This window comes from Exiguobacterium sp. EA-TM-5 (assembly GCF_053878415.1).
The window spans coordinates 1,891,227-1,904,360 of record NZ_CM132670.1 but is presented as its reverse complement, the minus strand read 5'-3'; the positions used below and the strand labels follow the sequence as shown (position 1 = coordinate 1,904,360).

General features: G+C 47.0%; 13 protein-coding genes and 1 pseudogene. 6 read left to right on the top strand and 8 right to left on the bottom strand.

Annotated features, from left to right (window positions below; genetic code table 11):
* Positions 1-34: 34 nt before the first annotated feature.
* From ACV3PA_RS09755 to ACV3PA_RS09745, 3 genes are read right to left on the bottom strand one after another with little or no spacing between them, the layout of a single operon-like run.
* Positions 35-445: a DUF4362 domain-containing protein gene (locus tag ACV3PA_RS09755; RefSeq protein WP_456124527.1), complete on the bottom strand. Its 411-nt coding sequence runs from the start codon at positions 443-445 to the stop codon at positions 35-37.
* Positions 446-462: 17 nt separating this feature from the next.
* Positions 463-969 (bottom strand): SRPBCC family protein, encoded by a 507-nt coding sequence (locus ACV3PA_RS09750; RefSeq protein ID WP_456124526.1) that lies wholly within the window; start codon positions 967-969, stop codon positions 463-465.
* A complete protein-coding gene (locus ACV3PA_RS09745; RefSeq protein ID WP_053453507.1) occupies positions 941-1,306 on the bottom strand; it encodes an ArsR/SmtB family transcription factor in 366 nt (121 codons plus the stop codon). The genes ACV3PA_RS09750 and ACV3PA_RS09745 overlap by 29 nt, the downstream gene beginning before the upstream one ends.
* A 136-nt stretch (positions 1,307-1,442) precedes the next feature.
* Between ACV3PA_RS09745 and ACV3PA_RS09740 the strand changes: the two genes are divergently transcribed.
* Positions 1,443-2,297, top strand: coding sequence for a LysR family transcriptional regulator (locus tag ACV3PA_RS09740; protein WP_053453508.1), 855 nt, complete (start codon positions 1,443-1,445; stop codon positions 2,295-2,297).
* Here ACV3PA_RS09740 and ACV3PA_RS09735 read toward each other — a convergent pair.
* Positions 2,285-2,920 carry a hypothetical protein gene (locus ACV3PA_RS09735; RefSeq protein ID WP_456124525.1) on the bottom strand — a complete coding sequence of 212 codons (636 nt, stop codon included), beginning with the start codon at positions 2,918-2,920 and terminating at the stop codon, positions 2,285-2,287. The genes ACV3PA_RS09740 and ACV3PA_RS09735 overlap by 13 nt on opposite strands.
* 118 nt (positions 2,921-3,038) lie before the next feature.
* On the opposite strand from ACV3PA_RS09735, the pseudogene ACV3PA_RS09730 reads away from it, so the two are divergent.
* Positions 3,039-3,806 (top strand): annotated as a pseudogene (locus tag ACV3PA_RS09730) (SDR family NAD(P)-dependent oxidoreductase).
* A 62-nt stretch (positions 3,807-3,868) separates the two neighbouring features.
* Positions 3,869-4,675: an SDR family NAD(P)-dependent oxidoreductase gene (locus tag ACV3PA_RS09725; RefSeq protein WP_456124524.1), complete on the top strand. Its 807-nt coding sequence runs from the start codon at positions 3,869-3,871 to the stop codon at positions 4,673-4,675.
* Positions 4,676-4,712: 37 nt separating this feature from the next.
* On the opposite strand, the gene ACV3PA_RS09720 is transcribed toward ACV3PA_RS09725, so the two are convergent.
* Positions 4,713-5,960 (bottom strand): polysaccharide deacetylase family protein, encoded by a 1,248-nt coding sequence (locus ACV3PA_RS09720; protein ID WP_456124523.1) that lies wholly within the window; start codon positions 5,958-5,960, stop codon positions 4,713-4,715.
* 193 nt (positions 5,961-6,153) lie between these two features.
* On the opposite strand from ACV3PA_RS09720, the gene ACV3PA_RS09715 reads away from it, so the two are divergent.
* On the top strand, positions 6,154-7,569 hold the full coding sequence (locus ACV3PA_RS09715; RefSeq protein ID WP_053453512.1) for an NAD-dependent succinate-semialdehyde dehydrogenase: 1,416 nt from the start codon (positions 6,154-6,156) through the stop codon (positions 7,567-7,569).
* 162 nt (positions 7,570-7,731) lie between these two features.
* Positions 7,732-8,175, top strand: a complete 444-nt coding sequence (locus tag ACV3PA_RS09710) for an NUDIX hydrolase (RefSeq protein ID WP_053453513.1) — start codon at positions 7,732-7,734, stop codon at positions 8,173-8,175.
* A gap of 94 nt (positions 8,176-8,269) precedes the next feature.
* On the opposite strand, the gene ACV3PA_RS09705 is transcribed toward ACV3PA_RS09710, so the two are convergent.
* The gene (locus ACV3PA_RS09705; protein ID WP_456124522.1) at positions 8,270-10,285 is read right to left on the bottom strand and encodes a Na+/H+ antiporter; all 2,016 of its coding nucleotides are present in this window, start codon (positions 10,283-10,285) and stop codon (positions 8,270-8,272) included.
* 53 nt (positions 10,286-10,338) lie between these two features.
* The gene (locus tag ACV3PA_RS09700) at positions 10,339-11,250 is read right to left on the bottom strand and encodes a helix-turn-helix transcriptional regulator (RefSeq protein ID WP_456124521.1); all 912 of its coding nucleotides are present in this window, start codon (positions 11,248-11,250) and stop codon (positions 10,339-10,341) included.
* 82 nt (positions 11,251-11,332) lie between these two features.
* Between ACV3PA_RS09700 and ACV3PA_RS09695 the strand changes: the two genes are divergently transcribed.
* Positions 11,333-11,857, top strand: a complete 525-nt coding sequence (locus ACV3PA_RS09695) for a dihydrofolate reductase family protein (RefSeq protein ID WP_053453516.1) — start codon at positions 11,333-11,335, stop codon at positions 11,855-11,857.
* Positions 11,858-11,910: 53 nt separating this feature from the next.
* Here the strand turns inward: ACV3PA_RS09695 and ACV3PA_RS09690 are convergent, their stop codons facing one another.
* Positions 11,911-13,131, bottom strand: a complete 1,221-nt coding sequence (locus tag ACV3PA_RS09690) for a cation:proton antiporter (protein ID WP_053453517.1) — start codon at positions 13,129-13,131, stop codon at positions 11,911-11,913.
* Between the last annotated feature and the right edge of the window lie 3 nt (positions 13,132-13,134).

Below are 13,134 nucleotides of genomic sequence, written 5' to 3'. Positions count from 1 at the left end.
GCTGATTGATTCGACGGGACACGATCCTTTTTGATTATTGTTTTGGCAATCGTAAGAGCTCATGATCCGCTCCTTCAGCACATTGGCGTAACGTATAGACCGACTGTTCCTTCTCAGTTGTCTTGACGAGTCTCTTACAGACTTCGTTTTTACGATCATCGTCTGTCGTACCGAATTGATCACGCGATGAATCAGACGTGTATTGATACGACTTGCCATCATACTTGACGTCATACAATACCGGGTCTCCTTCAGTCGTAAATGCCGTGATGCGGATCTGATCTGATTTGCCTTGCGTTGACTTCTTTAAAAAGGACTCGAATCGGTCGCTGTTCGTAACATCATTCTGGACGATGATGTCGCCATTCTCTTTCGCCTCTTCCATCGTATATTTTCCACAACCGGCTAAACAAAGCAGACATACTATAAGACCGAGCTTCCGCATCCCTCACCGACTCCTTCTCAACGTTTCGCTAATAATCGTTCAAGGCGATACAGTTGCGACGTAAAGCCTTCCTTCATCCCCATACCGAGTACTTCTTGCACGGCTGCTTCTGTCTCATAGGTCGACTCGAAGACGATCAACGTCGTCTCCCCGTGGTCGAGGAATGTCGTGACATTCTCGCTTCCTGGCAAATGTTCAGAGATCGCTCCTGACGCGTCCGAGAAATAATCGGCATGACTATACGTGTTCGGAGCATCGATATGTCTGAAAATCGCTTTTCCCCACGACTCCATTCCGTAAAAGTCACCTTGCGCCGGATCAACACAGCGCATGCAATAATGCCATACACCACCCGGTTGGAACTCAAACGTCTTGATCATCGTCTCCCAGCCTTCCGGTCCCCACCACGCTTCGAGCTGCTCTTTTTCCGTGAATGCGGCAAAGACGCTATCTCGTGGCGCCTCGCACGTCCATTCCATTCGTAGCGTCTTTCCCTCAATCGAAGTCTTCAATTCCTTTTTCATTCGTCCCGTCTCCCTTCACGTTCGGCTGAATCTGCTTCAAATGTGCGTCTAGACGATGCATGCGGGCTTCCATTTGTACAAGCGAGTTGCTCCACATGACGAGCTCTCGAAACGCTTCTGGGCGAAGGCTATACAAGCGACGATTCGCCTGCCGTTCGACAGTGATTAGTTCCGCGTCAAGCAACAGCTTCAAATGCTTCGAGGTTTGCGGTTGGCGTAAGTGTAGTTGTTCAGCTAACTCATTGACGGAGCGAGGACCGTTTCGTAACGCTTCAATGAGTTGGAGCCGTGTCGCGTCTCCGAGAGCTGAGAATCGTATTGGTATCCGATCATTCATATCCGTTCACCTCTTTATTTTATATATTCCCAATTTAGAATATTCCAAACTAAGAATATAGAAAATGCAAAATGATTGTCAGATGCGTTCAAATGGCGTACGTTCTAAACAACCTGTATGAAAAGAGCGTGAACCAATGAAGACCGAATGGATGGAAGCATTCCTCGTCACCGCGGAGACCGGTAGCCTGACGAAAGCAAGCGAAGTACTGCATATGACGCAACCGGCGTTAAGTAAACAAATCAAAAGTCTTGAGAGTGCACTCGACGTCTCGTTGTTACACCGTTCGGCACATGGTGTCACGTTGACGACAGCTGGCGAAATCGTCTTTGAAGAGAGCCGTGAACTGCTTGACCGGATCGATCAGATGAAACGACGGATCGGTACGATCAACGAACGGACGACCTTAACGCTCGGATCATGGCCAAGCGTCGCGATGACGTATCTCCCGCGTCACGTCTCGCGTCAAGCGACGGCTCCGGATCTCAAGTTGAAGACGGCGCATACGACGATCGATTTGATGCAAGGTCTTGAAGAACGCCGATACGATGCTGTCTTACTCGACGATCGTCACCATGTCCATCCGTATCATACGACGCATTTGTATACGGAGAACTTTTTACTTTACGTGCATCGAGACGATGAACGATTCACGAGTTGTACGTCTGTAGCGTTTGATCAAATTCGAGATGCCTCTTTCTTATCGCTTCCGATTGATTGCGATTCGACGAACATCTTAAAGGACGCGTTCATCGAGCGAGGTGCTGTCTATCAATCAGAAAATGAGATGGAATTCGGATCAAGCGTCCTCGGTTTCATCCGTGCAGGACTTGGTATCGCTCTATTGCCGGAGATTTTCCAAGATGGACTGTCACCTGAAATCAAGACGTTACCGGTCGACGGGTTTGATGTCGTCCGCGAATTGTCACTCGTCTCACGAGACGCCTCCCATCATGCGATCCTGCTTGATTTACTCGGTCAGTCGCGCTGAAGGTGCACTTGTAGTTCATGTCTCAAATCATCGACCTGATCTTGTGAAATCGCCGAGTCCGGTGTCTCACCGTACCGGACAAGATGATAGATCGATGGATCGAGCGTGACATCAATCCGCTGTAACCATTCGCCGACCGTCTCTTCGGAGCGGCGGCGTTTTTGTCGTGTCAGTTGCCGATCGAACGTTTGCAACAGGCGACGAATTTCTGACTCTGATTCTTCACCGATAAACGTTTGTTTCATCGAACGCTTTGGAGTAAACAGCGGCGGTGGATCCATTAAATCGTCGGCTACGTTCTCTCGTTTCCGTCGCTTTCGCCATCGCTTCATGAAGTAACGTACACTGAAGAAGACGATCAGTAGTATGACAAGACCGACAATGACGTAGAAGGTAGTAATACCTAAAGTATCCCCATCCTCCCCGCTGCTCTGTATCTCATTTTTCGGTTTTTTCTCTACTTTTGGTTTAATGTTCGTTTCTTCACCATCGTTCGTCATAAAGCGCATTTCATAAGATGCCGGTTCATAAAAGAAATAACGGTAAACTTCCGTACCGACCAATTGAATCGCAGCAAGGCTTACGAGTGCTATACATAATGTCACAACTAACCCACGTTTCATCCTATCCCTCCTTTTCAATATTTTACCATCTCCATTCTACCTCGGAGTGATTTTTCTTTCTTTTCAGTCAATTTTTCATTAGAGTAAGTGGTGACTCTCATTAAAAGGACGTGACATCATGTATCTTCCAAGTTTTTCGTTAACCGATCAGACATTTCTCATCACAGGGGCTGGGCGAGGTATTGGACGGGCGCTCGCTATCGGGATGGCAGAAGCTGGTGCTGACATCATTCTCGTCGCCCGGACGGAACGAGATTTGAAGGAGACGGCACAAGAAATCGAACGCCTCGGTCGAACGGCTTACATACTCCCATGCGACATCACTGACCGGAAACAAGTCGTCGAGACGGTTGCTCGTGCTTATGAACAAGTGCCGTAGATTGACGGGCTCGTCAATAACGCCGGAATGAACATTCGCTCGAAGGCACTTGACGTAACGGAAGACGAGTGGGAAACGATTCATCAGACTAACCTGAAATCTGCCTTCTTCTTTGCTCAGGAAGTCGGGAAACGGATGCAAGAGACAGGTGGAAGTATTCTCAATATCGCCTCCGTCGCGGGCCACGTCGCCTTACGGACCGGTGTCGTATATGCGACGACGAAAGCGGCGATGATTCAGATGACGAAAGTGTTAGCCCTCGAGTGGGGACCACAAAACATTCGTGTCAACGCAATCGGACCGTGGTATTTTAAAACACCGCTGACGGAACCCTTACTAAAAGATCCTACATATCTGCAGGAAATCGTTGACGTGACACCGCTCGGTCGGGTTGGTGAATTAGAAGAGCTCGTTGGTCCAGCTGTTTTCTTATCATCTGCCGCTGCCCGTTACGTGACCGGACAAACACTTTATGTCGATGGCGGGATGACGATTAAGGGTTTTTAAATCAGAAGAAGACGGATGCGCACCTGCCCATCCGTCTTCTCGTATTTGAAAGGAGCTCCATCATGCCTACTACACTCAAACAAATCGCACTTGTCGCAGGAGCCTCCCGTGGTGCCGGACGTGGAATCGCCTATGCTTTAGGTGACGTCGGGATGATCGTTTACGTCACGGGACGGAGTACGGTCGAACAGACGACGGACAACCGAAGCGAGACGATCGAGGAGACGGCTGCTGGAGTCACGGCACGTGGCGGACTTGGTATCTCAGTCGTATGTGACCACACGAATCAAACAGACATCGATCGTTTAGTTCAACAGATTCGACGTCAACATGGTCGAATCGACCTCCTCGTCAATTGTGTGTTTGGTGGTTCCGAAAGCCACTTGCCTTCCGGAACCGGTCGACGGTTTTGGGAGCGACCACTAGAACACTGGGACGCGATGATGTCCGCCGGACCAAAAGCGTACGTGTGGACGATTCGCGCTGCAATGCCATTACTTCAACAGAGTCCAGCTGCGCTTATCGTCAATCTGACGTCATTCACTCCAGATCAAGTAGCCGGGAATCTCTATTATGATCTAGCAATGCAAACGATCAATCGAATGACGCACGTCATGGCAAGTGAGTTAGATCAAACGACTATCTCCGTCATCGCACTTTGTCCCGGTTTCATTCGGACGGAACGAGTCGTCGATGCCGGATTCGCGAGTGCTGCGACCGAATCGACTGCTTATATCGGACGAGCTGTTGCAGCGCTAATCGCAGATGACGACGTGAGCCGTTATTCTGGGCAAGCCGTCTTCGTTGCAGATCTCGCGAAGTTCTATCAATTTACGGATCAGAACGGGACGCAGCCACTATCGTTTTAATTGCTTTACTCGATGGATTCTACTAGTTTTCAAACATTCACTTCCGTTCTGGCCGTGCTGAATCAAAAATTTCTTTCGCATCAAAGAACGGATCGAGTACGTTCGTCTTTCCAGCAACGGCTTGACGTAAACGAATCCCGTCAACATTGATCCGAGCTTGGCGGAAGTAGTCGGGACTAACTTGTTTCCACGCATGTTGACTCGCATCAACATTGAAGAAATAACGGAAACCACTATCGATGAGTAAACGATATTTCTCACCCGAATAATCATGCCAATCCCCGACATCACTGCCATATGGATAAATCAGTTGCGTTGTTTTTCCGATCAATGGTTCTACGTCCTGTTTATAGCGTTTTAAATCCGCACGGATCGTAGAAACTGACTCTTTTCCGACCCAGATATGTCCGTACGTATGACTCGCGAACTGCCAGCCGTCCTTGTTTAATGCGACGGCTGTCTGCTTCGCTTGTTTTCGTGTCGTTTCGACCTTTTCATTGTGCCCGTATTGGTTGTAAGAAGAACGATACCCGAGCACTCCGTTATAGCCTGTGATTCCGAGCAACCCTTTCGCGCCTTTATACGAAAAGTCAGGATGGGACTGGACGAACGCGTCAACGATTGGTACGAGATCATAGGCACCATCGGGCTTTCCGACCATCGTATTGACAATTTTGCCGTCCTTCACTTTTAAATTCTTCGCAAATCCATCCCCTTCCATGTATTCGTAATAATTGACGTCATCCTGCGACAGTACGAGTGGCTGTTTTCCTTTCGGTAAACGAATCGGCGTCTCAACGATTTTGCCTTGCACGTCTTTTGCTAAATCCGTCGGTCGTAAAAGTACATAGCCTTTTTTGTATAAAGCGTCTAATATCCGTTCGAATTCCTGTTGCGTCACCATATAATCGTCGTATCCTGCTTCCTTCCGGTCGCCGTCGAATGCTTGTTTTGGATCTGCAATCAAAGAATGGAAAAAGAGGTGTGGCACTGGTTTTGTTATAGTGACAAGCGACTGTTTCGCCTGTTCATATTCTTCCGACTTCTGAATTGTCTCTTTTGTCCGAAGAGGCTTTAACACCTTAATCGCTCGCGCATAATCGTATTGAGAAGCGTAACGCTCAGCACGCTGTATTGTCTTTTCTATGTATGACTGTTGTGAGATTTGTCTTTTTTGCTGTGTCTCGCGTGGTTTTACAGACTTCTTCTCGACGACTTCTTTCTCTCCACATCCACTTAGTAGTAGACTCAGCGCCACACCGCCAATGATCCATTTCCGTTTCATGACTTTCGACCCCTTTATCAATTTCGACGTTTTCATTTCCATTTATTTTAACTATTCCCGATTGTTCAGTCGATTAACTACTTTTCTGAGTCATTCCGTTTCGTTATGACTGTCCATCCAAAGCGGAACTTCCGTTCATTACGGATGAGGTGTTTAATAAAGGACGTAATGAAATTCACGGAGGTGCAATAACATGATTGAAAAGAACTTAATTAATGGTGAATGGTACGACACAACAGAAACGATTCCGGTCTATGACCCAGCAACAAAAACGTTGCTTGGACATGTTCCGGCCAGCTCAGCGGAAGACGCACAGCGTTCTGTTGACGCAGCGAGCGAGGCATTTGTGAAGTGGTCAAACGAAACAGCAGATACACGAGCGAACTTGGTTGACGCGTGGTATCGCTTGATCAACGAACATCGTGAGGAACTCGCACGGATCATGACGACGGAACAAGGGAAACCGTACATCGAAGCACTCGGCGAAGTTGATTACGGTAATCAATACGTGCGTTGGTACGCAGAAGAAGCACGCCGGATTTACGGTGAAACGATTCCTGCTTCTGTTCCGGGGAAACGACTCTTCGTCGAGAAAGAACCAGTCGGTGTCGTCGCAGCAATCACACCATGGAACTTCCCAGCAGCGATGATCACACGTAAACTTGCACCGGCTCTTGCAGCGGGTTGTACGATCGTCCTTAAACCGTCGGAAGAGACACCGTTCACGGCACTTCGCCTTGTTGAACTAGCAGAAGAAGCAGGTATCCCTAAAGGTGTCATCAACGTCCTAACAGGTGACGCGGCAACAATCAGTGGTGTGTGGCAAGCCGATTCCCGTGTTCGTAAAATCACGTTCACAGGTTCAACAGCCGTTGGGAAATTGATCATGCGTCAAGCAGCCGATACGATGAAAAAACTATCACTTGAACTCGGCGGTCATGCTCCATTCATCGTCACTGAAAACGCGGATCTCGACAAAGCCGTCGAAGGTGCGATGCGCTCGAAATTCCGCAACGGTGGTCAAGCCTGTGTCGCAACGAACCGTTTCTACGTGCAAGCGTCTGTTCTTGACGAGTTTACGGAAAAATTCACAGCTGCCGTCAAACAACTGCAAGTCGGTAACGGCATGGACGCTGATTCGACAGTTGGTCCATTGATCAATGCGAAAGCTGTCGCGAAAGTCAAAGCACATATCGATGATGCTGTCGCAAAAGGTGCAACAATCCTGACAGGTGGTACGATTGACGAATCAGTTGGTCATTTCGTCACACCAACCGTTCTTGCGAATGTCACAGAAGACATGCTCTGCATGCAGGAAGAAACGTTTGGTCCACTCGCACCAATCTCTGTCTTTGAGACACTCGATGAAGTCATCGAACGGGCGAACAACACACCATACGGACTTGCAGCTTACGCGTTCTCAGAACGCATCGATGAAGCGTTACTGCTCGGAAAACGACTCGAATACGGAATCGTTGGTCTAAACGATGGCGCGCCATCTGCTGCACAAGCTCCATTTGGTGGCTATAAAGAGAGTGGTCTTGGCCGTGAAGGTGGCGTCTACGGCATCGAAGATTATCTCGAAGTTAAATACTTGTCACTCGGTTAATCGATTTAGCGATACGTTTGAAACGAATGCTCTTCACTCCTATCCTAGGTCACCCCTCATTTCTTGAGTGAAATGAGGGTTTTTTGTATGACTCATACTTGCATACTATTTTATAAGGTATGATTGGATTCAAATGTTTTTACGAAAAGGAGTGATTAAAGAATGAACGTCATCACCTTTGGTCAAAAAGATAAGAATCAACGCTACATAACAAGACCAGCTGTTTATGCTATCGTGATCGACACTCAAATCAATAAAATCGCCATCATTCAAAAAAGTGACGGCAAACTCTTTCTTCCAGGTGGCGGAATCGAGGCACATGAAACACATGAAGAATGTCTTACAAGAGAGGTACTAGAAGAAACCGGAATGGAGATCGAAATCAGTAATTTCATCGGACAGGCAAGTCAATATTTCTATTCACAAAATGAAACGACGTATTACTTGAATGAAGGGTATTTCTATCATTGCCATGCTGGACAAAGCATACATGACCCCATCGAAGACGATCACCAATTAATATGGATTGACCCCGTTTCTGCGATAGAAGGCTTATTCCACGCACATCAACGCTGGGCAGTCCAAAAAACGCTACAGTTGATTTAATTCGAGACAAACAAAAGGTGCACGATTCTCTTCAGAGAAAACGTGCACCTAATTTTATTGCAACTAACCTTTTTGAAAACAAATTACCTAATAGTTATTCCACGTATTCGTAGAGAACAACGCTCTCGATATAATGAATGAAGCGGCGTAATTCCTTCTCCTCTTCGTTCGAGAGATCCCCTTCTTTCGACATATTGGCGATTTCAAGACGCTGGACTTCGATGGCTTTCAAGCAGAGCTCTTCCTTCTGCTGATCGACATCCTTACCACCAATTGGTGACGACCAACGCGTATGTTTGAAGCGAAGTCGTTTATAGAACTCGAGCACACTTTGAACGACGTCTGGTGGATAAGACGTGCGGCAATTCTCGAGGCGTTCGATCACTGTGCCCATTACCTTTTCATACAGTTCATGCTCGACTTGTGTCATTTGAATCAACGCATCAGACGACATGTTTGATCGTTTGCGTTTCCACCACAATTTACGAATCGGCTGAACGATCTGGAAGCGCGAATCCTTGCCGATTGCCTTACGACGATTTTCGATTGAGCGGAAGACATCCTTCTTCAGCAAATCAGGCACCTTGTGTTCAGCGACAAAACGCTTTGATTCTTCTTTTTCCCACTGGACAGCTTCAAGACGAAGTGCTTTCAATTGGTCATTGAATTGATCGAGCTCTTCCTGACTTTTTTCTTGGGCACGAAGTAACCGGAGCATTACATGATACTCATTGAGGAGATCGAACGCAACGACTGCGTTCTCTTCGTCTGTTACTTGTTTGATTTCCGAAATCGCACGACGAATCATCCGCTGTTTTTGAGCATTCAAGTCGAGTGCGATCGGTGTTGCCGCCTCACCACGGTTCAAGACTGGTAAGAGAATCGTTGCAAGAACGAGCGTGTAGATGATGACGCCCGCCGCAAGGAAGATGATTAGCGAACGTTCCGGGAAGGCTTCGCCGGACTCTGTCAAAAATGGCAACGACAGGACACCGACCATCGTGATCGTTCCACGTACTCCGACAAGTGTTGTGATCAAATCTTGTTTAAACGATGGTCGACGGTGATCACGATCTTCTTTTTTGAAGAAGCGATGATCAAACCAGTTGAAGAACATCGTCCAAACAAGGCGGATCGCGAGGATAAACGAACCAATCTCGATGACGTATAACATCAGACGCCAATTGTTGATGGCATCATCTGCAAAAATTTCCCGAGTTGCTTCAGGCAATGTCAAACCAAGTAACAAGAAGATGATCCCGTTTAAGGTATAGGCGATCATCGTCCAAATGTTATCCGTCAATGTTTGCTCTTGTGCAAAGAACGTTTCGGTTCGCTCTTTGATCAAGGCGTGTAAGATACCACCTGTGACGACGGCAATGACGCCTGACGCATGAAATCCTTCTTCAGCAACGAAGAAGATGATAAATGGTGTCAAGATTTGCAGTAAAGCGTAGAAGACGACATCTTCAATACCCGCTCGACGCAAGCGAACCTTGAGAAAGTTCATCGCGAGCGAAATTAACAATCCGATCAACGCTCCAACGAAGAACATATAAAAGAACTCTGTCGTCGCACTCTGAATCGAGAAATAACCTGTGACGACAGCAGCAACGGCGTAACTGAACGCAACTAATCCCGATGCATCATTGATCAGCGATTCTCCGCGAACGAGTGTTAAAATCTGTTCTGGAATCTGGACGCGTTTTGCAATCCCATTGACGGCAATCGGATCCGTCGGTGATAAAATCGCTGCTAAGGCAAACGCAGCAGCTACTGGAATGACCGGAATCAACCAATTGATGAAGTATCCTCCGACGATTGTCGTCAACAAGACGAGGATGATCGCATTACCGAAGATTGCTGTTCGCATCCGCCATAAATCTTCACGCGGAAAATGAGAGCTATCGTTATAAAGCAATGGCGCAATGAATAATAGGAGGAACCACTCGGATTCGACCTCGATTGTAAAGCCACTCATTAGAAGAGCGGCAACGGTTCCGGCAATAATTTGAATCAAAGCCGTTGGGATGAAACGAATGTAATGTCCGATGACTTGCGTCAGTAGGATGAGCGCAAGCATCAATAAAATAAGTGATAGTGTTTCCATGGAAGACCCCTTCCTCTAGTGTTTCTTTCTACCTATATCCTAACATAGTTTTTTTAACGATCCTGTCCGAACGTCTTATCGGATCGTTGCACAGCAATCATTTCTTCTGCTTGACGAATCAATTGTTCTCGGAGTTCCTGTGGTTCTAGGACTCGAACTTCCGGACCGAGCCGCATCAATTGTCGTCCTAAAAAAGCGAGCTCCTCAGTAGGAATTTGCCATGTATGTTCCCTTTGAGAAGGCAATACTCCTTCTAGCAATCGCTCGCCTAAAGGTGATATTTCTAGTTTTATGGTCGTCATCGGTACGTGCGTCATGTTCAGTTCTAGGTCAGAAAAGTTCAAATCATTCGCTGGCAAGTCATGAAGCGATACGTCTAGAACTCGATCGACACGGAATTGACGCAATCCACGGTCTGTCCGTCCATAAAAATACCAACGATTATGTTCAAACGATAAGCCGATTGGATCCACTACGATCGATTTTTGACCTTTTATCGTCTCATAGAGAATATTCCCCATCTGTCCGCTCTCTAACAGGTCCAGTAACGCTGGATTTTGCGGTGACGGTGGTGTATCCACTGCTTGAAAGCGAAAACGCTTTTGCCACCTTACAGTCTGTTGTTCCGTCATTGTTGGTAACTCATTCGCATAGCGTTCTGCGACTTCCTGCCTGATTTCCCCAAATGGAAAATCAGGAATCTGCCCGACCCATTCGAGTAAAATGAACAAGACGATTGTTTCTTCATTCGTTAAGACAAGCGGTGGCATATTTCGGTGCGGTAGCATCCGGTACCCGCCCGCCACACCCGGTTCACTATAGATCGGATAACCATTCGCTTCAAGCACCGTCATGTCTCGTTGGATCGTCCGGATCGACACGTCGAACTCTTCTGCCAGTATTCGGGCAGAGACGCGTTCTCCACGATTTAAATAACGGACTAACCGCCATTGTCTTATATTCATAACTTTCCTCCTTGAATGACGACATCTTTTGTCGTCATTATACGCTAAGATAACTTTATACAATTCTTAAGGAGGAATAATAATGTCTCACTCTACGACCGTACTCTATATCGCTTGCAGTCTTGATGGGAAAATTGCCAGACATGATGGTTCCCTTGACTGGTTATTTGCTGTTGCTGGAGACGGGGACAATGGCTATCAAAATTTTTATGAACAGATTGGCGCCGTCATCATGGGTCGGAAAACGTATGATGACGTCTTGAAACTCAGCGAGACGTATCCATATGCAGATATCCCGAGTTATGTATACAGTCGAACTCCACGAACGTCCGAGTCTGTGACCTTCACCGATGAACCGCTTGATCAATTACTCAAGCGAATCACACCGACAATTGAAGGAAAAGTCTGGCTCGTCGGTGGCGGCGAATTGATTCAAGAAGCGCTACGATTACAGTGCGTCAGTTCAATCGAACTCGCGATTGCCCCTGTCATTCTCGGAACGGGTATCCCGTTATTTCCAGAAGGAACTGTTGAGACGAAACTTCGCTTGAAGGACAGTCGTCAATCGGGACAATTCCTGATGGCGACATATGATGTCTTGAATTAAACAAAACAACAGCCAGTTCGTGAAATCCGAACTGGCTGTCCGTTTACATCGTATTATGCATTTTTCTTTGCCTTTTTCTCTTTCGGTTCCGTCCATTTGAAGATTTTATTCATGACGTTGTAAATCCGTTTTGATTCCTTCGTCATCAATGGTCCGAGGATTGCGAGAATTAAGACATACAGAGCCGAGAATGGTGACAAGATATCCATCAATCCACCGGCGATTCCGAGATTCGCGACGATGATCGAGAACTCACCACGCGAGACGATCGTCAAGCCAATGTTTGAAGATGCTTTATGCGATAATCCGGCTTTACGGCCCGCAATCATACCGGCAACATAGTTTCCGATGATCGTGATGACGACGGCACCGAGAGCGAGCCAGACGGCGTCAAGGAGCATCGTCGGATCGATACTTAATCCGAAACTGAAGAAGAAGATGGCACCGAAGAAATCACGGAACGGTACGACGAGATGTTCGATCCGTTCGCCTTGATCGGTTTCTGAGAAAACGAGACCGAGTAACAAGGCACCAATTGCTTCTGCGACATGGATCGTTTCTGAAAAACCAGCGATGAAGAACAGAGATGCAAAAACAACGATGATGAAGACTTCATCCGAAGCAATTTTCAGCATTTTGTTTAAAAGTGGTGTCGCTTTCCGAGCAACGATGAAGAACAGCAACATATAGCCGAGGGCGATTAAAATTGAGGTAAGTGACGCGAGCAATGTTGTCCCACCACCGAGAAGGAGTCCGGATAAAACCGACAAGTAGACCGCGAGGAAGATGTCCTCGAACATGATGATCCCAAGAATCAGCTCGGTCTCGGTATTACCAGTCCGGCGTAAGTCGACCAGGACTTTTGCGACAATCGCACTCGAGGAGATCGTGATAATTCCGGCGATGACGAGCACTTCATACAGTGGGAATCCGGCGATGAATCCGTATAAGAGACCCCCGGTAAAGTTAATTGATAGATAAATCGTTCCACTCGTGACGATTGATTTTCCAGATCGGATCAATTTACCAATCGAGAACTCGAGTCCAAGATAGAACAAGAGGAACAGAACGCCGATTCGTCCGAGGAAACTGATAAACTCAGCACTTTCAATGAACTTGAAGTCTAGTATCCCGATTGTCGGAGCGTGCGGTCCAACAATCATTCCTAAAATGATTAAAAATGGAATGATCGAGAAGTTAAGTTTGTTCGCGAGCAATGCCGCGATCGCCACTAAGATAAGCGCGGTACCGACTTCAAATATGAGATGATCCATATA

Bases quoted from the DNA above. Each gene is read 5' to 3' on its own strand.
- ACV3PA_RS09745 (WP_053453507.1), bottom strand. From the start codon at position 1,306: ATGAATGATCGGATACCAATACGATTCTCAGCTCTCGGAGACGCGACA.
- ACV3PA_RS09720 (WP_456124523.1), bottom strand. From the start codon at position 5,960: ATGAAACGGAAATGGATCATTGGCGGTGTGGCGCTGAGTCTACTACTA.
- ACV3PA_RS09705 (WP_456124522.1), bottom strand. From the start codon at position 10,285: ATGGAAACACTATCACTTATTTTATTGATGCTTGCGCTCATCCTACTG.
- ACV3PA_RS09750 (WP_456124526.1), bottom strand. From the start codon at position 969: ATGAAAAAGGAATTGAAGACTTCGATTGAGGGAAAGACGCTACGAATG.
- ACV3PA_RS09690 (WP_053453517.1), bottom strand. From the start codon at position 13,131: ATGGATCATCTCATATTTGAAGTCGGTACCGCGCTTATCTTAGTGGCG.
- ACV3PA_RS09695 (WP_053453516.1), top strand. From the start codon at position 11,333: ATGTCTCACTCTACGACCGTACTCTATATCGCTTGCAGTCTTGATGGG.
- ACV3PA_RS09725 (WP_456124524.1), top strand. From the start codon at position 3,869: ATGCCTACTACACTCAAACAAATCGCACTTGTCGCAGGAGCCTCCCGT.
- ACV3PA_RS09740 (WP_053453508.1), top strand. From the start codon at position 1,443: ATGAAGACCGAATGGATGGAAGCATTCCTCGTCACCGCGGAGACCGGT.
- ACV3PA_RS09755 (WP_456124527.1), bottom strand. From the start codon at position 445: ATGCGGAAGCTCGGTCTTATAGTATGTCTGCTTTGTTTAGCCGGTTGT.
- ACV3PA_RS09710 (WP_053453513.1), top strand. From the start codon at position 7,732: ATGAACGTCATCACCTTTGGTCAAAAAGATAAGAATCAACGCTACATA.
- ACV3PA_RS09735 (WP_456124525.1), bottom strand. From the start codon at position 2,920: ATGAAACGTGGGTTAGTTGTGACATTATGTATAGCACTCGTAAGCCTT.
- ACV3PA_RS09700 (WP_456124521.1), bottom strand. From the start codon at position 11,250: ATGAATATAAGACAATGGCGGTTAGTCCGTTATTTAAATCGTGGAGAA.
- ACV3PA_RS09715 (WP_053453512.1), top strand. From the start codon at position 6,154: ATGATTGAAAAGAACTTAATTAATGGTGAATGGTACGACACAACAGAA.